Origin of the sequence: Mesorhizobium sp. LSJC280B00 (assembly GCF_000502835.1) — a bacterium.
Lineage (GTDB): Bacteria > Pseudomonadota > Alphaproteobacteria > Rhizobiales > Rhizobiaceae > Mesorhizobium.
Genome location: NZ_AYVL01000001.1, coordinates 282486 through 302521 on the forward strand (window position 1 = coordinate 282486; position 20036 = coordinate 302521).

General features: G+C 62.2%; 22 protein-coding genes. 16 read left to right on the forward strand and 6 right to left on the reverse strand.

Annotated elements, in window-relative coordinates:
• The first annotated feature begins 1 nt into the window (after nt 1).
• Genes ehuC through X773_RS42020 form a run of 4 tightly spaced genes read left to right on the forward strand, consistent with a single transcriptional unit; the run spans nt 2 to nt 2890 of the window.
• Nucleotides 2-730: an ectoine/hydroxyectoine ABC transporter permease subunit EhuC gene (gene ehuC / locus X773_RS42005; protein WP_023674258.1), complete on the forward strand. Its 729-nt coding sequence runs from the start codon at nt 2-4 to the stop codon at nt 728-730.
• Nucleotides 727-1386, forward strand: a complete 660-nt coding sequence (gene ehuD, locus X773_RS42010) for an ectoine/hydroxyectoine ABC transporter permease subunit EhuD (protein ID WP_023674259.1) — start codon at nt 727-729, stop codon at nt 1384-1386. Before ehuC ends, ehuD begins: the two co-directional genes overlap by 4 nt.
• Nucleotides 1383-2162: an ectoine/hydroxyectoine ABC transporter ATP-binding protein EhuA gene (gene ehuA, locus X773_RS42015; protein WP_023717024.1), complete on the forward strand. Its 780-nt coding sequence runs from the start codon at nt 1383-1385 to the stop codon at nt 2160-2162. The genes ehuD and ehuA overlap by 4 nt, the downstream gene beginning before the upstream one ends.
• On the forward strand, nt 2159-2890 hold the full coding sequence (locus X773_RS42020; RefSeq protein ID WP_023674261.1) for a GntR family transcriptional regulator: 732 nt from the start codon (nt 2159-2161) through the stop codon (nt 2888-2890). The genes ehuA and X773_RS42020 overlap by 4 nt, the downstream gene beginning before the upstream one ends.
• A gap of 124 nt (nt 2891-3014) precedes the next feature.
• Here X773_RS42020 and X773_RS42025 read toward each other — a convergent pair whose 3' ends face one another.
• Together X773_RS42025 and X773_RS42030 are read right to left on the reverse strand one after the other, a co-directional pair.
• Nucleotides 3015-3446 (reverse strand): VOC family protein, encoded by a 432-nt coding sequence (locus X773_RS42025; protein ID WP_023674262.1) that lies wholly within the window; start codon nt 3444-3446, stop codon nt 3015-3017.
• 110 nt (nt 3447-3556) lie between these two features.
• Nucleotides 3557-4228, reverse strand: a complete 672-nt coding sequence (locus X773_RS42030; RefSeq protein WP_023674263.1) for an AraC family transcriptional regulator — start codon at nt 4226-4228, stop codon at nt 3557-3559.
• 389 nt (nt 4229-4617) lie between these two features.
• Between X773_RS42030 and X773_RS42035 the strand changes: the two genes are divergently transcribed.
• Both X773_RS42035 and X773_RS42040 read left to right on the forward strand, forming a co-directional pair.
• Nucleotides 4618-4980 (forward strand): glyoxalase/bleomycin resistance/extradiol dioxygenase family protein, encoded by a 363-nt coding sequence (locus X773_RS42035; RefSeq protein ID WP_031211108.1) that lies wholly within the window; start codon nt 4618-4620, stop codon nt 4978-4980.
• Nucleotides 4977-5342 carry a DoxX family protein gene (locus tag X773_RS42040; protein ID WP_023674265.1) on the forward strand — a complete coding sequence of 122 codons (366 nt, stop codon included), beginning with the start codon at nt 4977-4979 and terminating at the stop codon, nt 5340-5342. The genes X773_RS42035 and X773_RS42040 overlap by 4 nt, the downstream gene beginning before the upstream one ends.
• Nucleotides 5343-5716: 374 nt before the next feature.
• On the opposite strand, the gene X773_RS0137020 is transcribed toward X773_RS42040, so the two are convergent.
• Together X773_RS0137020 and X773_RS42045 are read right to left on the reverse strand one after the other, a co-directional pair.
• On the reverse strand, nt 5717-6109 hold the full coding sequence (locus tag X773_RS0137020) for a GFA family protein (protein WP_031211109.1): 393 nt from the start codon (nt 6107-6109) through the stop codon (nt 5717-5719).
• Between the two features lie 167 nt (nt 6110-6276).
• Nucleotides 6277-7125 (reverse strand): 3-keto-5-aminohexanoate cleavage protein, encoded by an 849-nt coding sequence (locus X773_RS42045; RefSeq protein ID WP_023674267.1) that lies wholly within the window; start codon nt 7123-7125, stop codon nt 6277-6279.
• Nucleotides 7126-7221: 96 nt separating this feature from the next.
• Between X773_RS42045 and X773_RS42050 the strand changes: the two genes are divergently transcribed.
• From X773_RS42050 to X773_RS42095, 10 genes are all read left to right on the forward strand, one after another.
• Nucleotides 7222-8127: a MurR/RpiR family transcriptional regulator gene (locus X773_RS42050; protein WP_023674268.1), complete on the forward strand. Its 906-nt coding sequence runs from the start codon at nt 7222-7224 to the stop codon at nt 8125-8127.
• Complete coding sequence (locus X773_RS42055) at nt 8124-9455, forward strand: aspartate aminotransferase family protein (RefSeq protein ID WP_023674269.1); 1332 nt, start codon at nt 8124-8126, stop codon at nt 9453-9455. The genes X773_RS42050 and X773_RS42055 overlap by 4 nt, the downstream gene beginning before the upstream one ends.
• A 94-nt stretch (nt 9456-9549) precedes the next feature.
• A complete protein-coding gene (locus X773_RS42060) occupies nt 9550-10503 on the forward strand; it encodes a TAXI family TRAP transporter solute-binding subunit (protein WP_023674270.1) in 954 nt (317 codons plus the stop codon).
• A gap of 56 nt (nt 10504-10559) precedes the next feature.
• Nucleotides 10560-13160 (forward strand): TRAP transporter permease, encoded by a 2601-nt coding sequence (locus X773_RS42065; protein ID WP_023674271.1) that lies wholly within the window; start codon nt 10560-10562, stop codon nt 13158-13160.
• Between the two features lie 88 nt (nt 13161-13248).
• Nucleotides 13249-14154: a DMT family transporter gene (locus X773_RS42070; RefSeq protein WP_023674272.1), complete on the forward strand. Its 906-nt coding sequence runs from the start codon at nt 13249-13251 to the stop codon at nt 14152-14154.
• 195 nt (nt 14155-14349) lie between these two features.
• Nucleotides 14350-15069 carry a FadR/GntR family transcriptional regulator gene (locus X773_RS42075; RefSeq protein WP_023674273.1) on the forward strand — a complete coding sequence of 240 codons (720 nt, stop codon included), beginning with the start codon at nt 14350-14352 and terminating at the stop codon, nt 15067-15069.
• A 105-nt stretch (nt 15070-15174) separates the two neighbouring features.
• On the forward strand, nt 15175-16095 hold the full coding sequence (locus X773_RS42080; protein ID WP_245274611.1) for a sialic acid TRAP transporter substrate-binding protein SiaP: 921 nt from the start codon (nt 15175-15177) through the stop codon (nt 16093-16095).
• 144 nt (nt 16096-16239) lie between these two features.
• A complete protein-coding gene (locus X773_RS42085) occupies nt 16240-16812 on the forward strand; it encodes a TRAP transporter small permease (RefSeq protein WP_023674275.1) in 573 nt (190 codons plus the stop codon).
• A gap of 3 nt (nt 16813-16815) precedes the next feature.
• Nucleotides 16816-18222 carry a TRAP transporter large permease gene (locus X773_RS42090; protein ID WP_023674276.1) on the forward strand — a complete coding sequence of 469 codons (1407 nt, stop codon included), beginning with the start codon at nt 16816-16818 and terminating at the stop codon, nt 18220-18222.
• Nucleotides 18219-19268, forward strand: coding sequence for an L-idonate 5-dehydrogenase (locus tag X773_RS42095; RefSeq protein WP_023674277.1), 1050 nt, complete (start codon nt 18219-18221; stop codon nt 19266-19268). The genes X773_RS42090 and X773_RS42095 overlap by 4 nt, the downstream gene beginning before the upstream one ends.
• A gap of 187 nt (nt 19269-19455) precedes the next feature.
• On the opposite strand, the gene X773_RS42100 is transcribed toward X773_RS42095, so the two are convergent.
• Both X773_RS42100 and X773_RS42105 read right to left on the reverse strand, forming a co-directional pair.
• On the reverse strand, nt 19456-19764 hold the full coding sequence (locus tag X773_RS42100; protein ID WP_023674278.1) for a type II toxin-antitoxin system RelE/ParE family toxin: 309 nt from the start codon (nt 19762-19764) through the stop codon (nt 19456-19458).
• Nucleotides 19761-20021, reverse strand: coding sequence for a CopG family ribbon-helix-helix protein (locus X773_RS42105; RefSeq protein ID WP_031211112.1), 261 nt, complete (start codon nt 20019-20021; stop codon nt 19761-19763). The genes X773_RS42100 and X773_RS42105 overlap by 4 nt, the downstream gene beginning before the upstream one ends.
• Between the last annotated feature and the right edge of the window lie 15 nt (nt 20022-20036).

A 20036-nucleotide genomic window follows, 5' to 3' on the forward strand; every position in this document is an offset into this window, starting at 1 on the left:
CATGGGTATCCGTACGCTCGTTGCCATGCTGGTCATCGCGCTTGTCGTGATCGGTGCCTTGGCAACACAGGAATCATATCAAGTGTTTATGCCGGGGCTGCTGCAAGGCGCGGTCCTGACAATCGAGATCGCCGTCCTCGGCAGCCTGCTGGCAATTGTCATGGGCGTGCTTGCGGCACTTGCAAGGATGTACGGCCCGACGCCGCTCAGATGGCTGGCCACGGTTTACGTCGAGATCTTCCGCGGAACGTCGGCACTGGTGCAATTGTTCTGGCTGTTTTTCGTGCTCCCGCAATTCGGCGTCACGATCAACGCGTTCGTGGTGGCGGTGCTCGCGCTCGGCCTGAATGTCGGCGCCTATGGATCGGAGTGCGTGCGCGGCGCGATCCTGTCCGTCGCCCGCGGGCAGTGGGAAGCGTGTACGGCATTGAACATGAGCCGCCCGCAGATGTTGCGTCGGATCATCCTGCCGCAGGCCTTTGTCGCGATGATCCCACCCTGGGGCAATCTGTTCATCGAGCTTCTGAAATCGACGGCGCTGGTCTCGCTGATCACGCTTTCGGATCTCGCCTTCAAGGCGCAGCAAATGAACCAGAACACGTTCAAGACCATTCCGATCTTCACCCTCGTTCTTTTGATGTACCTGGCAATGTCGCTGGTTGTGACCATCGGCATGCGGCTTCTTGAAAGGCGGGCGTCGCTCGGACTGGCGCGGGGGAAGGCGGCATGATCTGGGATTGGGGATTTGCCCTGGAAATCCTGCCGGTGCTTGCCCGCGCCGCCGTCATTTCCATCGAGGCGACGCTGATCGGCTTTGCACTTGCCGCCTCGCTCGGTCTGGTGCTGGCGGTCGTCCGCATCGCCGTGCCATGGACCAGCTGGACGATTTCGGTGCTGGTCGAGCTGATCCGCTCGACCCCGCTGCTTATCCAGATATTCTTTCTCTATTTCGTCTTTCCGAAATTCGGTGTCGTGCTCGACGCTTTCACCGCCGGGGTGCTGGCCATCGGCATCCACTACGCCGCCTATTGCTCCGAGGTCTATCGCGCCGGTTTCGACAACATCCATCGCGGCCAGTGGGAAGCTTCGATCGCGCTCAATCTCTCGTCCTGGACGACGTTCCGCGACATCATCATTCCGCAGGCGATCCCGCCGATCGTTCCGGCGCTCGGCAATTATCTGGTGGCCTTGTTCAAGGAAACGCCGTTGCTTTCCGCAATCGCCGTGATGGAACTGATGCAGACCGCCAAGATCATCGGCTCCGAAACGTTCCGCTACACCGAGCCGATCACGCTGGTCGGCCTGTTTTTCCTTGCCATGAGCCTGGTTTCGGCGGCGCTCATCCGCTCCCTCGAAGGGCTGCTCAACCGGAGGACCACCCGATGACTGAACAACCGATGGTCCGCTTCGACAATGTATCGAAACGCTACGGCACGTTAACCGTTCTCGACGGGCTCAATCTCGAAATAGCGCGCGGCGAAAAAGTCTCGGTCATCGGTCCGTCGGGTTCGGGCAAGACGACGGTGCTGCGCATGCTGATGACGCTGGAGACGATCAATGACGGCGTCATCTGGGTCGAAGGCGAGCCGCTGACCCATATGGAGAGGAACGGCAAGCTTGTTCCCGCCGATCTCGCCCACATCCGCAAGATCCGCGCCAAGATCGGCATGGTGTTCCAGTCGTTCAACCTGTTTCCGCATATGACGGCGATGCAGAACTGCATAGAGGCGCCGATAACGGTGCTCGGAATGAAGCGGGCGGACGCCGAGGCAAGAGCGGCCGAGCTGCTGGAGCTGGTCGGTCTGGCCCAGAAGAAGGACCACTATCCATCACAGCTTTCCGGCGGCCAGCAGCAGCGCGTCGCCATCGCCAGGGCGCTGGCCATGCGGCCCAAGATCATGCTGTTCGACGAGGTGACGTCGGCGCTCGACCCGGAGCTTGTCGGCGAAGTGCTGCAGGTGATAAGGCAAATCGGGCGCGAGCATGATCTCACCATGCTGATGGTCACCCATCAGATGGGCTTCGCCAAGGAGTTTTCCGACCGCGTTTGTTTCTTCTATCAAGGCAAGATCTGCGAGCAGGGACCGCCAAGCGAACTGTTTGGTGCTCCCAAGAACGAGCGGACACGGCAATTCCTGCACGCTGTCCTGGAGGCTGGGTGACGATCGAGACAGAGGCCAAGCCGCCCACGACGGTGACCGCCGCGCCGCCGCGCCCGCTCTCCGCGCGAGAGCGGTTCGAGCGCATCTACCGGATATTGCGCGACCGCATCTGCCTGCTCGATTATGCGCCGGGAAGCCACCTGTCCGAGGAAGAACTTGCCCAGGAATTCGAGATCAGCCGCACGCCGGTCCGGCGCGTGCTGGCGCGCCTTGAATCCGAGGGTCTGGTTCAATCCGTCCACGGCGTCGGCACGATCGTCACCGACGTCGACATCGAGGAATTGCAGCAGGTCTATCATCTGCGCCTGGAGCTGGCGCTCCTCGTCGGCAAGCTTTCGCCGATCCCGCGCACGGCGGACGACCTCGACCGGATACGGGCGCTCATCGCGCGCTGCGATTCCGATATACTCAATCCCGACCAGCGCGCTTTCCTGCGCCTCAACATGGATTTTTTCTACGAGCTCACGGCGATGACCGGCAACCAGCCACTGCGCGAGATCAGCGAGCGCCTGTATTTTCAGGTCGCGCGCGTCGTCCTGAAGCTGATGCCGCAATTGGGCCTTGTCGAGGAATTCACCGCGTTCCGCCGCGAAATGGAAGAGGTCCTTGCCGCCGCTGAGATCGGCGACTGGGAGTCCATCGGGCACATAAGGCGGGCGCATATCTCAATGAGCTTCCGCCGCATGATGCGTCACGCAGGCGAGGCGAATCTGGATAGAGCTACATAATCAGCGCTTAAGATTGTGCCGGTGGCCTGCCGTCGAACTTGCCTAGTTGCCAGGGAAAGCATGCCGCCCGCCCGGTGCCGACAGAATTTGCCAGCACCGGCGAGACTGCAGGCCCGCGCCGCCCTTAAAGAGGATTCTCACTCGGTATGTTGGCGGGGTTCCAGACGACCTCCCACAGGTGTCCGTTCGGGTCGCGGAAATATCCGGCGTACCCACCAAAGAATGTGTCCCGGGCAGGCTTGATGATCTCGGCTCCGGCGCGGGCGGCCTCATCCATCACTTGATCGACTTCTTCGCGGGGCACAACGTTGTGTCCGATCGTGAACGAGGTCGAGCTGATCGGCGCCTTGGGGAGGCCGGTGTCGTAGGCGAGGTCGTCCTGCGCCCAGATCGCGAGCTTCAACCCGCCGGACAGCGTGAAGAACGCGACGGCGCCATGCTCGAACTCGCGGCCGATGATCCCTTCCGTCGGCAAGCCGAGACCGTCGCGGTAGAATGCGAGAGAACTCTCGAGGTCGGCGACAGCGATAGTCAAAACCGAAATGCGCGGTTTCATGGCAGTCTCCTCTGGTTGTCGGAGACACCAGGATAAAGTCGGGCGACAATGAAGACTTGAACAAAACGGCCAACAGCGCGCCGCCAAGTCGAAGGACGCGCCGAGAGGTTTCACCCGTTCTGCAGCAGCCGATGAATCTGTCGCGGGGTGCTTCCTGTCAGGCGTCGGCTCTCGCGGACAAGATGCGCCTGGTCGGAATAGCCCGCCTCGGCTGCCAGGATGGCCGTAGCGCTGTTCGATTGGCTCGAAAGCCGCAGAAAGCGCTGGTAGCGGAGGATACGGTCGAGCGTCTTGGGGCCATAGCCGAAGCTCTCGTCGAAGCGCCGGCGCAACGTCCTTTCGCTCATCTCGAGCGCGCGCATCAACCAGGGGATGAGAGGCGCGTCGGGTGGCGGCCCGCGCTCAATCAAGCGATATGCCGCCTGCATGGGAACGTCTGTCGCGTGGGAGGCCGCCTCCTCGGCGACGACCTGTTGGAGCGAGCAGGCCAGATCCTCGAGATTGTCACCAGCGCGCACGCGGCTGGCGAGGCGCCGGGCTCGCGCTCCCCATAAATCGTCGAGCGACAGCCTCTGGCCGACAAGCTCGATTTGCGGCACGCCGAGCCATGCCGCCGCCGTGGCAGGATGAAAGCGCAAGCCGATCACGATCTCGTCTGCCGCCAGAACCTCGGTCTGCGGCTCCTTGTCAGGGCCAGCAATTCGGAAGCTGCCTCCGATCCATTGCAGATCGATCGTTGCGTCGGGCATGATGACGATCGGCGGTGAGCCCGCCGGGTCCATTCGATGCACCCACACCGAAGCAAAGCTCCCGCGAAGCCGCGCCGACGCTGGACGTTGCTCAAATGAACCCGTTGCCTGCGCTGGGACGGGATCGCTCATCTCGCTCCTCTTCGGACTACCGGCGGTGAACCTACGACGCAGTGGCTGCGCCCGCCGTCGCTCGAGACAAGAATCTGCACGACCGACAACGTCTGCCAATCGAGAACGGTTGCAAGAATCGGTTGTTTTCTTCCGGCCGGAAGGAAGAGGGCAGGTGAGGGGTGATGCTACGTGCATCGCCATCGGCAGCGCCGTGTGCGGCTCATACGTCGATGGCCGTTTCGTTCAATCCGGCAAGCGAGATGCGTGCTTATCTTTCGGCGTCGTACATCACACGAGAGGTATGCGTCATGAGCAACAACAACGATCAACGGATCGACTACGTCGAATTCAACGTGAAAGACATTCAGCGGTCACGCGACTTCTACGGAAAGGCCTTCGGCTGGACCTTCACCGACTACGGCCCGCAATATTGCGAGTTCAACGACGGGCGCTTGTCAGGTGGCTTTGCCGCTGGCCCAGCGAGGTCCGGAGGAGGCCCGCTCGTCATCCTCTATGCAGATGATTTGCCGGGAACGGTCAAGCGGGTCGAGCAGGCGGGAGGCAAGATCGTCAGGCCGATCTATGGATTCCCGGGCGGCAGGCGCTTCCATTTCGCGGACCCGGATGGTTACGAGCTTGCGGTTTACACCGAGGACGGCAGCAAGGAATGATCGCGTTCTTCCACCACCTCGGATTGGTTTTGCTCGGCTGCGTCTTTATCTGGGCGGGCGCCGAGCATTTCCTCAGGTTCCGGGCGGTTGCAGCGTCCCTGGCCGAGCGGGGCTTTCCTGCTCCCAGGCCTCTTCTCGCGGCCGGATCGGTGCTTGAGATTGCAGGTGGCTTTTGCTTAGCAACGGGCCTTGGTGGACCGTTTCCCGCCGCGACCTTGGCCGCATTCACCATTGCGGCGTCGTTCATGGCGCTCAACTTCTGGCGCTACAGCGGCGATGAACGCGAAGCGCTTCGTACCGGCTTCACCATCAATGTCGCCGTCTTGGGCGGGTTGATTGTCGCCGCGACCACTAGCCTGTGATCATCGTTTCGAGGCGGCGGGCCACTGGACCACGACAGTGCCATTCCACGACGCTGCGCTGCTTGGGCATTTCGTTGATGGCTTCCGCAAGGCCGATCTTCCGGCGTGACCTCCTAAACGGCCAGCATTGAACGCGGCGCTCTGTACAAAGCCTACGTCAGGATCGCGACGATGAATCCCATCCCCTGCGATCCTCCTCTAAGGTACGGCGCCTTGGCTGTCACGGGTCACCTTAGGCGCTCACGAATGCCTATGGGGCAATGTGGATGAAGGCAGCGCACCTTGTAAGCGTGCAAGTTCACATTTTAGCGGCGCGAGAAGGCGGCCTCATCCGTGTTCTGATGTCGTTGCCTCCTCGGCAGCGTTCGTGCGACCTATTCCTCAAAGCGACCCGTGGCGTCACGATCGCGCTCGTATCGTCTGGTGAGCGGAAACGGCGGCAACCAGGCCTCGCGACGGATGATCCAGCTTTCGTAGGTTGGCATCAGCTGGTCAGGCGCATCCAGCGACCCCAGGTTTACTTCGATTTCGTCTGCGGTGCGTCCGAAAATGGAGGAGCCGCAGCGGGGACAGAAAAACCGCCCGGCATAGTCGCGTGTTTCGCCGTCGATCGTCACCGCATCCTCAGGAAAAATCGCGGAAGCGTGAAAAAGGGCGCCATGATGCTTGCGGCAGTCAAGACAGTGACAAAGGCCGACCCGGTATGGGCGCCCCGACGCGATAATTCGGACGTTGCCGCACAGGCAACCGCCGGTGAATCGGTCCATGCTGCGTCTCCTCCAAAATCAAGCGGCCGGAATGGTTACAACGACCGGCACTGTTGTTGCAATCGCCGCGCCGCGGGCGGGGACACGTCGTTCTTCCGTGGCGATGACATTGCAGCCGCCTCTCTATGCCTTGCGCGAGCTTGCCGCCGAAAATAGGCTTTGGTTTGTCATATGGAACGAAACGGCGCGTTCCATTGAGCCGCCAACTCGGCGGCCGAGGCGATCTTGACACCGCAGTCGGCGAGTATGCGTGCGACGGTCGCTACCAGCTCGGCGTTGGACGAGGCTATGCTGCCGTCCGGAAGGAAAAGATTGTTTTCGAAGCCGACCCGGACATGGCCGCCAAGCAACGCGGCGGCGGTCACGCACGCCGCTTCGTTGCGGCCGAAGGCGCAGACGCTCCAATGGTCGAAGCGCGGCATGTTCGCCGCAAGGAATGGCAAGAGATCGGCAGGAACGGACGTCTGTCCCGGCGTGTAGCGGCCCAGCACGTAGAGAACCGGTATGCTTGCCCAGGGGATCAGTCCGCGCTGCTGCATGTCCGAAAGCCTGACGGCCTCCTCGGGCGAATAGAGGATGATCTGCGGCGCAACCCCCTCGGTGTGCAGCCAGGCCATGAAGCGCACGAAGGCGAGTTCCGATCCGGCATCAGGAACGATTTCGCGAAGCGCCAGGGAGACAGCTTGCGGCTTTACATCTTGTACGACGGCCATCTGTTGGGCCGGCGAATAGATACCGAGCGCTTCGGAGGTGATCTGGATTACCAAGCGGTCGCCGGCAGCACCGCGGATGGCGGCGATCGCCTGGCGGTAGGCGTCGGCGTCGAGCAGATGATTGTCGCTTCTGTCACGGACATGAACGTGGATCATAGCCGCACCGGCATCGGCGCATTCCGCGGCCGTCCTCGCAAGTTCGGCTGGTGTCAGCGGAATCGCCGGATGGTCGGCCTTGCTGCGACGTCCCCCGTTCGGGGCGACGGCTATGGCGATGCGGTCGAGACCATGGGGCGGCTTCATGGGAACGTTCTGTAAGTGACAAGATGCATATGAATCAGTCTTTGATCACACTGAAACAGACGTTGCAATCGCTGGTCTGGCGAGCTAGCAATATCCATGGACCAGGAAGAGCTTGCTGGACAGATCGTCACTGCCTTCGACGGTATGTCGGCGCAGCTTCGGTCCGCTGCGCGCTATGTCCTTGATAAGCCGTATGATGTCGCGCTGTTGTCTATGCGCGAGCAGGCCAGGCACGCAGGAGTGCAGCCGGCGACGATGACGCGGCTGGCCCAGCATCTCGGCCTTGATGGCTACGAGGCGGTACGCGATATCTACGCCGCCGCGATCCGGGACGGCGAAATCGGTTTCGCCGGCAAGGCGGGCCTTCAGGTGGCCAGCCAAAAGCTCAAGGGCGACCACGCGCTGGCGGCCGATATTCTGGATTCGATTTCCAGCCAGCTTTCCCATCTCGCCGAAGGCAGGTCGATCGACCGTCTGGTCGAGACGGCCAGGGCGCTGAGTGCGGCAAGGCGCGTCTATTGCCTCGGCCTGCGCTCGAGCCACGCAGTCGCCTGGCATCTGCATTACATCCTGTCGCTGATCGGCGAGAAGTCGGTGCTGCTGCACGGCATCGGCGGAACCGATGGCGACGCTCTGGCCCATGCGACCAAGGACGACGTGCTGATCGCCGCCAGCGTCCTGCCCTACACGCGCTTCACCATCGAGCTTGTCGAGTACGCTGCCGGCCGCGGCGTACCGGTCATTGCGATCACCGACAGCGGGGTAGCGCCCTTGGCGCTGCTTGCCGATCACCTAGTCGTCGTGCCGACCGGCAGTCCGTCCTTTTTCCACACCATGACGCCAGCTTTCATCGTTGCTGAGGTCCTCGGTGCTCTTGTCGCAGGGCAGGCAGGCGAGGGCGCTGTTGAGTCGCTGCGACGTTTCGATGAGCAGGGCGCTGCTCTCAAGACCCATCTGAACCAACGTCCGCCGAAGAAAATGCCCATGAGGGACCGTCGATGACACACATTCTTCATCGAACCATCCACTCGACGCTGCCGGTCGCCATTCGCGGCCAAGGCATCGAACTGTTCGATGCCGAGGGCAAGTCCTATATCGACGCGTCGGGCGGCGCGGCCGTGTCCTGTCTCGGCCACGGCCATCCCGACGTGATCGCTGCACTGCACACCCAGCTTGACCGCATCGCCTACGCCCACACCAGCTTCTTCACCACCGAAGCGGCGGAGCGCTTGGCGGATCGGCTGGTCGAGGACGCGCCGAAAGGCTTGGACCACGTCTATCTAGTCAGCGGCGGCTCGGAGGCGGTCGAGGCCGCGCTCAAGATGGCCAGGCAATATTTTGTCGAGAAAGGCGAGCCGCAACGGCGCCATCTCATCGCACGCCGGCAGAGCTATCACGGCAATACGCTCGGCGCTCTTGCCACCGGCGGCAACGAATGGCGGCGCGCCCAGTTCAGGCCGTTGCTGATCGAGACCCACCATATCGACCCCTGTTACGCCTATCGCTATCAAAAGCATGGCGAAAGCGACGAAGCCTATGCGGCGCGCGCCGCCCAGCAGCTCGAAGACAAGATCCTAGAACTCGGCCCGGACGAGGTCATCGCCTTTGTCGCCGAGCCGGTGGTGGGTGCCACGCTCGGCGCGGTGCCGCCGGTCGCGGACTACTTCAAGCACATTCGCGCGATTTGCGACCGCTACGGCGTGCTGCTCATTCTCGACGAGGTGATGTGCGGCATGGGCCGTACCGGCACGCTGCATGCGTGCGAGCAGGACGGCATCGCTCCCGACCTGCTGACCATCGCCAAGGGGCTCGGCGGTGGCTACCAGCCGATTGGCGCGGTGCTGCTCGGCCGGCATATCTTCGATGCCTTTGCCCAAGGCTCGGGCTTCTTCCAGCATGGGCATACCTATATGGGCCATCCAATGGCAGCGGCGGCCGGCCTTGCCGTGCAGGAGGTCATCCGGCGTGACGGTCTGCTCGACAACGTCAGCGCAATGGGCGCGCAGCTGGACGAACGCCTGCACCAACGCTTCGATAACCACCATCACGTCGGCGACATTCGCGGGCGGGGTCTATTTAGGGGAATCGAGCTGGTGGTTGATCGCGCCAGCAAGGAACCATTCGACCAGAGGCTTGAACTCAACGCCCGCATCAAGCGCGAAGCAATGGCCCGCGGCCTGATGATTTATCCGATGGCCGGGACGATTGATGGTGTGCGGGGCGTTCATGTGCTTGTGGCGCCGCCATTCATCATTTCCAAACAGGATATCGATCGGATCGTCAAACGGCTCGGTGAGGCGATCGACGCTGCGATCGCTTCAGCGGCCTGACCCGCACGACGCGGACCGCCTCAACCAGTTCCAACGCGTCATCGGCGACGGGCCGGGACACCCCACCAGAGAGGTAGCAACCATGTACAGTTCAATGAAAACCCTGATCGGCGCGGCGGCCTGCATGCTGCTGGCGCTGCCATCCGTCGGAGCCGAGCAGCGCTTCGTCACGGTCGGCACCGGCGGGGTCACCGGCGTCTACTACGCCGTCGGCGGCGCCATTTGCCGACTGATGAACAAGGACCGGCAGAAAACCGGCATCCGATGCTCGACGGAGTCGACCGGCGGTTCGGTCTTCAACGTCAACTCCATCCAGACCGGCGACCTCGATTTCGGCTTGACCCAATCGGACGTCCAGTACCAGGCCTATGAGGGGACCGGAAATTTCGACGGCAAGCCGTTCAAGGATCTGCGGGCCGTGTTCTCCGTCCATCCCGAGCCGTTTACCGTGCTAGCGCGGCCGGACGCCGGCGTCACCAAATTCGAGGATTTCAAAGGCAAACGCTTCAACGTCGGCAATCCCGGGTCAGGCACCCGCTCGTCCATGGAGGAGTTGCTCAAGCAGATGGGCTGGACGCTCGGCGATTTCTCGCTTGCCGCGGAGCTGAAGGCGGACGAGCAGGGCAGCGCGCTGTGCGACAACAAGATCGACGGTTTCTTCTACGGCGTCGGTCATCCTTCCGCCGCGATCCAGGATCCGACCACGGCCTGTGGCGCCAAACTCATCCCGCTGACCGGTCCGGCAGTGGACGCGCTGTTGGCAGCTCATCCGTACTATTCAGTCGCCACCATCAAGGGCGGCATGTACGCCAACAATCCGGACGACGTGACGACATTCGGCGTCCGCGCGACAGTGGTGACGAATGCCAGCACGCCCGATGAGGTGGTCTACGAACTGGTGAAGTCGGTCTTCGAAAATTTCGACGACTTCAAGAAACTGCATCCGGCTTTCGCCAATCTCGATCCCAAGGAGATGATCAAGACCGGTCTGTCGGCGCCAATGCATCCGGGCGCGGAGCGCTATTATAAGGAGAAGGGCTGGCTCTGAGGCCTTCAATGCGAGGCGCCACAGGCGCCTCGCATCGCAAATAATTGTGGGGAACGATGACAGATCAAAGCCAGCGGGCGGCAGGGCCTGACCAACCCGTTATCGACATTGACAAGCTTAGCGAGATCGTCGCCGAGGCCGACACCGGTGGGCGCAAGCCGACCGGCCGCACCGCGAAGCTGATCCTCGGCGTATCGCTGGCATGGTCGCTGTTCCAGCTCTGGTATGCCTCGCCCCTTCCGTTCATGCTCAATTTTGGTGTCGTCAGCGACGGCATCGCCCGCTCCATCCATCTGGCCTTCGCCCTGTTTCTGGCGATGCTGACATTTCCGGCCTTCAAGACCTCGTCGCGCAGCCGGGTGCCGCTGCCCGACTGGGTGCTAGGCATCGCCGGGGCGGCGTCCGCCCTCTATCTGTTGGTCTTTTACAGCGATATCGCCCATCGGCCGGGCCTTCCTACTACGGCTGACCTGGTCGTCTCGATCGCCGGCGTCCTCATCCTGCTCGAGGCCGCCCGTCGCGCCGTCGGGCCTGCCATCACCGTCATCGCGGCGATCATGCTGACCTATATCTTCGCCGGGCCTCACCTTCCTGGCCTGCTCGGCCACAAGGGCGCGACGTTATCGCGCGCAGCCTCGCAGATGTGGCTGACGTCGGAGGGGGTCTTCGGTGTTGCCCTCGGTGTGTCCACCAACGTCGTCTTCATGTTCGTTCTGTTCGGAACATTGCTGGAGCGCGCCGGCGCCGGCGGCTTTTTCATCCAGCTTGCCTTCTCGCTGCTCGGCAAATACCGCGGCGGTCCGGCCAAGGCCGGTGTCGTGGCTTCCGGCCTGACCGGCATGATTTCCGGGTCGTCGATCGCCAATGTCGTGACCACCGGAACCTTCACCATCCCGCTGATGCGTCGCGTCGGATATTCTGCGGTGAAGGCGGGCGCCATCGAATGCGCGGCCGGCGTCAATGGTCAGCTGATGCCTCCGGTGATGGGCGCCGCCGCGTTCTTGATCGCGGAATATGTCGGCATCTCCTATGCCGAGGTGGTCAAGCACGCCTTCTACCCGGCGCTGCTGACCTACGGCTCGTTGTTCTACATCGTCGATATCGAGGCGATGAAGATGGGGCTGAAGGGTCTGCCGTCGCGCAGCGCCCATTCGGCCTATCAGGGTGCGCTGCGCGGGCTGATGGGCGTATGCGGCTTCATCGTCCTCGCAGGGCTTGTCTATTACGGCATTGGCTGGACGAAGATCGTTTTCGGCGCGGCCGCGACCTGGATGATCACTGCCGCGCTGATCGCCGTTTACATCGGCCTTGTCGCCTACCGGGCGCGTTATCCCGACCTGCCGCTGGAGGATCTGGAGGGCGAGATCGTCAGGATTCCCCACTTCGGCGAGACGGCGCGCACCGGCCTGCATTTTCTGCTGCCTGTGATCCTGCTGATCTGGTGCCTGATGGTGGAGGAGTTGTCGCCCGGCCTGTCGGCATTCTGGGGCGCTGTCGCCCTTATGGCGCTGATCGTCACGCAGCGGCCGCTCACCGCCTTTTTCCGCAAGGACCGCGCGCTGGCGCAGCATTGGCTTCACGGTTTCGACGATCTGGTCGGTGGCCTGTCCGCCGCCGCACGCAACATGACGACGGTCGGCATTGCCACTGCGACGGCCGGCATCATCGTCGGCACGGTTCTGCTCACGGGCATCGGGCTGGTAATGACCGAGCTGGTCGAATTCATCTCGGGCGGCAGCTTCATCGTCATGCTTTTGTTCACCGCGGTGATCTGCATCATTCTCGGCATGGGCATGCCGACCACTGCGAGCTATGTCGTCGTCGCCACCTTGATGGCGCCGGTCATCGTCGATTTGGCGGCGCAGAACGATCTTGCCGTGCCGCTGGTCGCCGTCCACATGTTCGTTTTCTATTTCGGGCTGATGGCGGACGTGACGCCGCCAGTGGGGCTGGCGGCTTATGCTGCTGCGGCAATTTCAGGCGCCGATCCGGTGAAGACCGGCATTCAGGGCTTCAAGTACGAGATCCGTACCGGCCTCTTGCCATTCATCTTCATCTTCAACACCGGACTGCTGATGATCGATCTCGAAGGGCCGTTCGACTTCGTCGCGATGGTGGTCACATCGACGCTCGCCATGGTCTCGTTTGTAGCAGCGACGCAGAATTGGATGCTCGTGCGCAACCGCTGGTACGAGACGATTGCGTTGCTTGTGGCCTGTTTCATCTTGTTCAGACCGGGATTGTTGCTCGATCAGGTGAGCGAACCTTATCGGGCAGTGCCTGCCTCCGAACTCAGCCGTATCGTCGACGAGACAGCCGAAGGCGGAGCGGTTCGCCTGCGCCTGACGACACTGAACCTCAACGGCGATGAGATATCGAAGCTGGTTCGGCTACAACTCGGGCCCGCAAATTCATCGGCCGAACGCCTGAAGGCTGCGGGCCTGGACGTCAGTGCGCTTGGCGATAGCGTGACAGTCGGCGTCGTGCGACTGGGCAGCCAGGCGGCCAAATTCGGCCTGCAGCCCGGCGACGAAATCAACCAGGTGCTAGTCCCTGCGGAACGGACGTCGCGCTATTGGTTCGCCATTCCGGCTCTGCTGTTGCTCGGTCTCGTCGTCTGGGGCCAGAAGCGGCGAAGGCGGGCGGTTGGTCTGTAAACGTCTTGTGAGCGGAAGCGTCTTGGCCAGCATGTCGGTAACCAAAGAACCAAACGACGCCCTGGAGCCGGCTAACGCGGAAATGCGCATGACGACGCGCGACCGCCCCTTCGAACCCGTCGACTACGGGCTTTACGCGCTGACGGTCATTGCCTGGAGCGCATCGTGGTTCGCGATCGAACTTCAGGTCGGCAGCGGCGTGTCGAACGAGGTCAATCTGGTCTGGCGCTTCGCCATCGCCACGCTGCTGATGTTTGCCTGGGCGGGTTTTTCCGGTCGGCGGCTCCGCTTTCCGATCGCCGATCATTTGCGCTTTGCTGTGCTTGGCATCCTCATCTTCTCGTCGAACTTCCTGTTTTTCTATTATGGCGCCGGCTATCTCGTCAGCGGCTTGCTCTCGGTCGTCTTTTCGCTCGCCTCGGTCATCAACATGCTGCTCGGTGCCTTGGTCATCGGCGAGCGCCCGGCGCCGCGCATTCTCGCCGGCGGCATCATCGGCTTCGCCGGAATAGCGCTGATGTTCTTTCCCGAAATCGCTGCCAACGGGCTTTCCGGCGGCACGTTGGTGGGCCTTCTCCTGTGCCTCTGCGGCACGCTGAGCTTCTGCGCCGGCAATCTCGTCTCCGTCGCAAACCAGCGCCGCGACCTGCCGCTCGTTTCAACGAGCGCCTGGGGCATGCTTTATGGCACTCTGTGGTCGGCGTTCCTGGCCTTCCTGCTTGGTGAGCCGTTCGTGTTCGCGACGACCGCCCCTTATATCGGCTCGCTGGTCTTCCTCGCCGTCATATCGACGGTCATGGCTTTCGCCGCCTACCTGACGCTGCTCGGACGCATTGGCGGCGCCCGCGCCGGCTATGCGACCGTCATATTTCCCGTCTTTGCGCTTTTGATCTCCACGGCGCTGGAAGGTTATGACTGGACTGCGTACGCGATCATCGGGCTCGTCCTCGTTGCCGCCGGAAACGTCCTGGTCATTCGCGGAGGACGGCGCTGACGCATGCAATACTTCGCAATGCGCCGCCTTCCGCTGCGCGGGCCGCGCCACATAGGTGCACCGGATAGATGGGTCAGGGCGCCTTCTTCTTCTGTCTTTTTTATCCAGCTTGACTCTCTTGGTCGTCAGTTTAGGCTGCGGTCAATGGGTCAGACCAATGTACCAGGGTTGGCCCCGGGAGGGAACTAAACGCGCATGCCGATCCAGTCCGTTGAACCACGCCGGCTTTACCGACAGGTCGCCGATCAGCTCAGGCAGCTGATCGATGCCGGCGAGTTTTCCGTCGGCGACCGCCTGCCGACCGAGCGGGATCTGGCCGACCAGCTCGGAATTTCCCGCCCGACAGTCCGTGAAGCGCTGATAGCGCTGGAGGTCGAAGGCCGCATACGCATCCGCGTCGGCTCGGGTATCTACGTCATCGATCCGCCGAGCGCCGCCGCCTCCGAACCCGAAGTCGAGGAAGGCCCGTTCGAGCTGTTGCGCGCGCGCGAATTCGTCGAAGGCGCGATCGCCGCCGAAGCGGCCCTCCATGTCCGGCCTGCAGATATCGAACGGCTCGACGACGTGCTGCGCCGGATGGAGGCCATGCGTCACCCCAACAAGATGACCATTGCGCTCGACCGGGAATTCCACACCGCTGTCGCCGGCATTCTCGAGAACGCGGTGCTGGTGCGCTTCATCGGCGAGCTTTTCGACCAGCGCATGAACCCGTACTTCGAACGCCTGTCGATCTATTTCGAGACCAGCGATTCCTGGCAGGTCGCGGCAAAGGAACATCGTGCCGTGCGCGATGCAATTGCCGCGCGCGACCCCGAGCGGGCCAAGGCCGCCATGCAGCAGCATCTGCGCCAGTCGCAAATCAGATTCTCACGCAATTTCGATGAGAGAGCCGCAGCCAAGGAGGTTGCGGAATAGCAGTTGGCCGGGGGGAGATCCGGCCGTCAAGTTCAACCAGGGAGGAATTAGATGCTGAGAAAATACGCAGTTCTGCTCGGTGCGATCGCCGCAATTGCCATACCCATGGCGTCGGCCTCGGCGGAAACGGTCCTGAAATGGGCACATGTCTACGAGACGACGGAGCCCTTCCACACCGAATCCGTGTGGGCGGCCGACGAAATCAAGAAGCGCACCCAGGGCCGCTACGCCATCGACGTCTATCCGGCCTCGCAGCTTGGCAAGGAAGCGGACATCAACCAGGGCCTGATGCTCGGCACCGTCGACATCATCATTTCCGGATCGAGCTTCGCGGCGCGCGAATATCCACCGATCGGCGTCACCTATTTCCCATACACTTTCCGCGATGCCGACCATCTGCTGAAATACACCAAAAGCGACGTCTACAAGGCCCTGACCAAGGGCTATGAGGACAAGACCGGCAATCATATCGCCGCCACCACCTATTACGGGACGCGGCAGACCACCTCGAACCGTCCGATCGCCAAGTGCTCCGACATGCAGGGCTTGAAGATGCGCGTTCCCGACGTGCCGGCCTATCTGGCCATGCCGCGTGCCTGCGGCGCCAACACCGCGCCGATTGCCTTCGCCGAGGTCTATCTGGCCCTGCAGAACGGCACGGTGGAGGCCCAGGAGAACCCGCTGACCACCATCGAGGCGAAGAAATTCTACGAGGTGCAGAAGAACATCGTGCTCACTGGCCATATCGTCGATCATCTCAACACCATCATATCGGCGTCGCGCTGGGCCTCGCTTTCCGACGAGGACAAGAAGATCTTCACCGAGGTGATGCAGGAGGCTGCCGCCCGCGCCACGGCAAAGATCGTCGCCCGCGAAAAGGAACTGGTGCAGGTATTCAAGGACCGCGGCATCACCGTAACCGATGTCGACCGTGCCGATTTCGAGAAGAATGTCCTGGAGAAGGTCACCTTCGAGGAGTTCGGCTACAACAAGTCCGATTGGGAAGCGATCCGCGCCATCAAATAGGCTATCCGGAAATCGGATGCTTAATCAAGAGGATAGAGCGGCAATCGGATTTGCTGCTTTGACCTGCCCTTCCGTCCGGCTCCAAATTGCGCCGGACGGCCTTTTCAATCCTTGACGACCCACCAGCTTCGGGAGCCCGCGCCGATGGCCGAGGAACACCACACCGAGATCACCGTCGAAGAGATCGCGCACGCCTTCGAGGAGGTGCCGGTACACGTCGACCTGTCGGACCACGGCGTCGAGGACTGGATTACGCTTGCCGTTTTCTGGGGCATGGTCGTCTGTGTCTTCCTGCAGTTCTTCACCCGCTATGCGCTGAACAACAGCCTTGCCTGGACCGAGGAGATCGCCATCAACGCGCTCGTCGTCGTCGTTTTTCTGGGCGCCGCCATGTGCGTGCGCCTTTCGCGCCATATCCACGTCGACGTGCTTTACCACTATCTGCCGGAGCGTGTCGGCCGCTGGCTGGCGCTCGCCGTCGATATTATCCGCATCGCATTCTTCGCCTACGGATCCTGGCTGATGTGGCGCTACGTCACGATCGTGGCGCATGAGCGCATGGTCACCGTCAACCTGCCGCGGCGCTGGTTCTTCTACGCCGTACTGGCGGGCTTCGTGCTGATGCTTCTGCGCTCGATCCAGGTCTTTATCGGCAATTACCGGCGCGGCTATTCGGTGCTCGAGCGTCCCGGTGCGTTCGAGACAGCGGGGGTCTGAGCGATGCTGCTTCTGGTCGGGGGCTTTCTTGTCCTGATGCTCATCGGCGTGCCGGTCGCCGTTTCGATGGCGGCCGCGTCGATCCTTTACCTCGTCATCTACGGCGTCGCGCCCGATATCATCGCGGCCCAGCGCATGATCGCCGGGGTGGAGAGCTTTCCGCTACTCGCCGTTCCGTTCTTCATCCTGGCCGGCAACCTCATGAACATCGCCGGCGTCACCGGGCGCATCTATTCCTTCGCCCTTGCCCTGGTCGGCTGGATGAAAGGCGGCCTGGCGCAGGTCAACATCATCGGATCGGTGATCTTTTCCGGCATGTCGGGCACCGCGCTCGCCGACGCCGCTGGCATCGGCACCATCGAGATCAAGGCGATGAAGGATCACGGCTATCCTATCGACGCCGCGGTTGGCGTCACCGCCGCTTCCGCCACGCTCGGGCCGATCTTTCCGCCCTCGCTGCCCTTCGTCATCTACGGCATGATGGCCAATGTCTCGATCGGTGCGCTGTTCATGGCCGGCATCCTGCCCGGCGTGGTCATGACCGTGCTGATGATGATTACGGTTGCCATCTTTGCCTACAATCGCGGCTGGGGTTCCGACACGCCTTTCGAGCTTCGGCGGCTCGCCGAAGCGGCGGGCGAGGTGCTGGTGGTGGCTGCCTTTCCGATTGGCTGTTACGTGCTTGTGCAGCTTGGCCTGTCGATCAACATCGCGGTCGGCATCGCGCTGCTGCTGCTGATCGCCGCGGACTGGTATTTCGATTTCTCCGCGGTCATGGCGCTGATGACGCCGGTCATCCTGATCGGCGGCATGACGATGGGCTGGTTCACGCCGACCGAAGCGGCGATGGCGGCTGTGATCTGGTCGCTTTTCCTCGGGCTGGTGCGCTACCGCACAATGACGCTGCGTTTGCTTGCCAAGGCCAGCTTCGACACGATCGAAACGACCGCGTCGGTGCTGTTCATCGTTACCGCCGCATCGATCTTCGCCTGGCTGCTCACCGTCAGCCAGGCGGCACAGCTGTTTTCGAACTTCATTTTCGCGCTCACCGAAAATAAATGGGTCTTCCTGATCCTGGTCAACATCCTGATGCTGGTGGTCGGCTGCTTCCTCGATACGATCGCCGCGATCACGATTCTGGTGCCGATCCTGCTGCCGGTCGCCGCCGTCTACGGCATCAACCCGGTGCATTTCGGCCTGATCATGACGCTCAACCTGATGATCGGGCTTTTGCACCCGCCGCTCGGCATGGTGCTGTTCGTGCTGTCGCGCGTCGCCAAGCTTTCGGTCGAGCGCACCACCATGGCGATCCTGCCGTGGCTGGTGCCGCTTATCGTGGCGCTGCTTCTGATCACCTTCATACCCGCCATCACGCTTTGGCTGCCGACCGAGATGGGCTTGATCCGGTGAGCGGCCAGGTGATTGCCGCAACGCTGTTCGGCCCGCAGGACCTGCGCGTCGTGGAGCGTCCGCTTGAACCGCTGGCACCAGGTATGGTGCGGGTGCGCTTTGGGGCAGGGGGCATCTGCGGCTCCGACCTGCATTATTTCCGCCATGCCCGTACCGGCGACTTCGTCGTCACTTCGCCGCTTGTCCTCGGCCACGAAATCTCAGGCGAAATCGTCGAGATCAACGGCGCCGCGCCCGGCCTTGGCGTCGGCGACCATGTCGCGGTCAATCCATCGCGCTGGTGCGGGCGTTGCGCGCGATGCCTGGAAGGCCGCGCCAATCTCTGCGAAAACATCTACTTCATGGGCTCGGCATCGAAGACACCGCATATGCAGGGCGGCTTCGTCAGTCTGTTCGACGCCACGCCCGCGCAATGTTTCAAGGTTCCACTTGATGTGGCCTACCAGGCGGCGGCACTTGCCGAGCCGCTAGCGGTGAGCCTGCACGCCGCCACGCGGGCGGGCGACATCAGGGGCCGCAATGTCATCCTGTTCGGTGCCGGCCCCATCGGTCTCTTGACCATGCTCGCGGCCAGGCTTGCCGGCTGCGCTGAACTGACCGTCGCCGACATCGCCGCCGCGCCGCTCGCCTTCGCCCGCAGTTTGGGCGCCGACAGGACGATCGACCTTTCCGGCGGCGACGCCGAACTCCAGGCGCTCGCGGCCGGCGGTTCGCTTGATGTGGCGTTCGAGATTTCAGGCACTGCCGCAGGCCTTGCCGCGGCGATCGCCAGTGTCCGGCGCGGCGGCACGGTGGTCCAGGTCGGCAATCTTCCCGGTGGCCAGATCCCGCTGCCTGCCAATGCAGTGATGGCCAAGGAGATCGACCTCAAAGGCACCTTCCGCTTCGGTACGGAGTTCGGTCGCGCAGTCGATTTCATCGTGTCGGGAGAGGTGGACGTCCTGAAACTGGTGACCGCCGAGCGCACGCTTTCTTGCGCCCCCGATGCCTTCCGACTTGCCGTCGACCGTTCACAGAGTGTCAAGGTCGTGCTGACCGCGGACTGAATCATGGTTTTGCCAGATCGTTAGCAGCCATAACTCATTGCGAACGGACGAAACTCAGAACGTGCTCGACGTATATGCTCCCACCCAGGTCTCCGGTTAAACTCGGGAGCAATACCGGCAGCTTGCTGTCAAAATTGTTGGCAGCAAATCCGCTCGCGATTAAAGCCCCTTCGTCGCGAGATTTTGCTTAGTTCGGCCATTCCTCGTCCTGCCAACCGCGCGCTGCGTGGATCACCCGCAAAATTGAAATGCTTTCCCGGCCGCCCTTGGCGGTCACGGCATAAGCGATGATGTAGGGCAGGCGACTCACAGGCTTTTCATAGGTGCCGGATAGACGGCCGGGTCGCCCGGTTGCCATTTCCCCAAGCGCGGCCCCTGCGTCCAGAATCCGGTCTGCGACCAGGCGCGCAGCGCGCGGATTATCCTGCGAGATATAGGCGATCTGTTCCTTGATGTCGTCCAGCGCACCGCGAGACCACTGAACGGCTCGCGTCACACCTTGCGGCCCATGCCGGCATCAATCGCGGCATAAATTTCTGCCATGGCCTTATCATGAGACACGATGCGCCCAGCTTCGACATCAGCAAGGCCGCGCTTGATACCTTCAATGATTTCAAGCTCGCGATCGACATACGCTGCGACGGCTTCACCTGCGAGGAACGACTTGCTACGCCGGGTGTCGGTTGCGATCCGGTCGAGCTTTTCCTTTACATCGGGACTGACGCGAATTGTCATAGTGGTGCTAGCGGCCATAGCGGTGTCCTGTGT

Bases quoted from the DNA above. Each gene is read 5' to 3' on its own strand.
- ehuC (WP_023674258.1), top strand. From the start codon at position 2: ATGGGTATCCGTACGCTCGTTGCCATGCTGGTCATCGCGCTTGTCGTG.
- ehuD (WP_023674259.1), top strand. From the start codon at position 727: ATGATCTGGGATTGGGGATTTGCCCTGGAAATCCTGCCGGTGCTTGCC.
- ehuA (WP_023717024.1), top strand. From the start codon at position 1,383: ATGACTGAACAACCGATGGTCCGCTTCGACAATGTATCGAAACGCTAC.
- X773_RS42025 (WP_023674262.1), bottom strand. From the start codon at position 3,446: ATGAAACCGCGCATTTCGGTTTTGACTATCGCTGTCGCCGACCTCGAG.
- X773_RS42030 (WP_023674263.1), bottom strand. From the start codon at position 4,228: ATGGACCCGGCGGGCTCACCGCCGATCGTCATCATGCCCGACGCAACG.
- X773_RS42035 (WP_031211108.1), top strand. From the start codon at position 4,618: ATGAGCAACAACAACGATCAACGGATCGACTACGTCGAATTCAACGTG.
- X773_RS42040 (WP_023674265.1), top strand. From the start codon at position 4,977: ATGATCGCGTTCTTCCACCACCTCGGATTGGTTTTGCTCGGCTGCGTC.
- X773_RS0137020 (WP_031211109.1), bottom strand. From the start codon at position 6,109: ATGGACCGATTCACCGGCGGTTGCCTGTGCGGCAACGTCCGAATTATC.
- X773_RS42045 (WP_023674267.1), bottom strand. From the start codon at position 7,125: ATGAAGCCGCCCCATGGTCTCGACCGCATCGCCATAGCCGTCGCCCCG.
- X773_RS42050 (WP_023674268.1), top strand. From the start codon at position 7,222: ATGGACCAGGAAGAGCTTGCTGGACAGATCGTCACTGCCTTCGACGGT.
- X773_RS42055 (WP_023674269.1), top strand. From the start codon at position 8,124: ATGACACACATTCTTCATCGAACCATCCACTCGACGCTGCCGGTCGCC.
- X773_RS42060 (WP_023674270.1), top strand. From the start codon at position 9,550: ATGAAAACCCTGATCGGCGCGGCGGCCTGCATGCTGCTGGCGCTGCCA.
- X773_RS42065 (WP_023674271.1), top strand. From the start codon at position 10,560: ATGACAGATCAAAGCCAGCGGGCGGCAGGGCCTGACCAACCCGTTATC.
- X773_RS42070 (WP_023674272.1), top strand. From the start codon at position 13,249: ATGACGACGCGCGACCGCCCCTTCGAACCCGTCGACTACGGGCTTTAC.
- X773_RS42075 (WP_023674273.1), top strand. From the start codon at position 14,350: ATGCCGATCCAGTCCGTTGAACCACGCCGGCTTTACCGACAGGTCGCC.
- X773_RS42080 (WP_245274611.1), top strand. From the start codon at position 15,175: ATGGCGTCGGCCTCGGCGGAAACGGTCCTGAAATGGGCACATGTCTAC.
- X773_RS42085 (WP_023674275.1), top strand. From the start codon at position 16,240: ATGGCCGAGGAACACCACACCGAGATCACCGTCGAAGAGATCGCGCAC.
- X773_RS42090 (WP_023674276.1), top strand. From the start codon at position 16,816: ATGCTGCTTCTGGTCGGGGGCTTTCTTGTCCTGATGCTCATCGGCGTG.
- X773_RS42105 (WP_031211112.1), bottom strand. From the start codon at position 20,021: ATGGCCGCTAGCACCACTATGACAATTCGCGTCAGTCCCGATGTAAAG.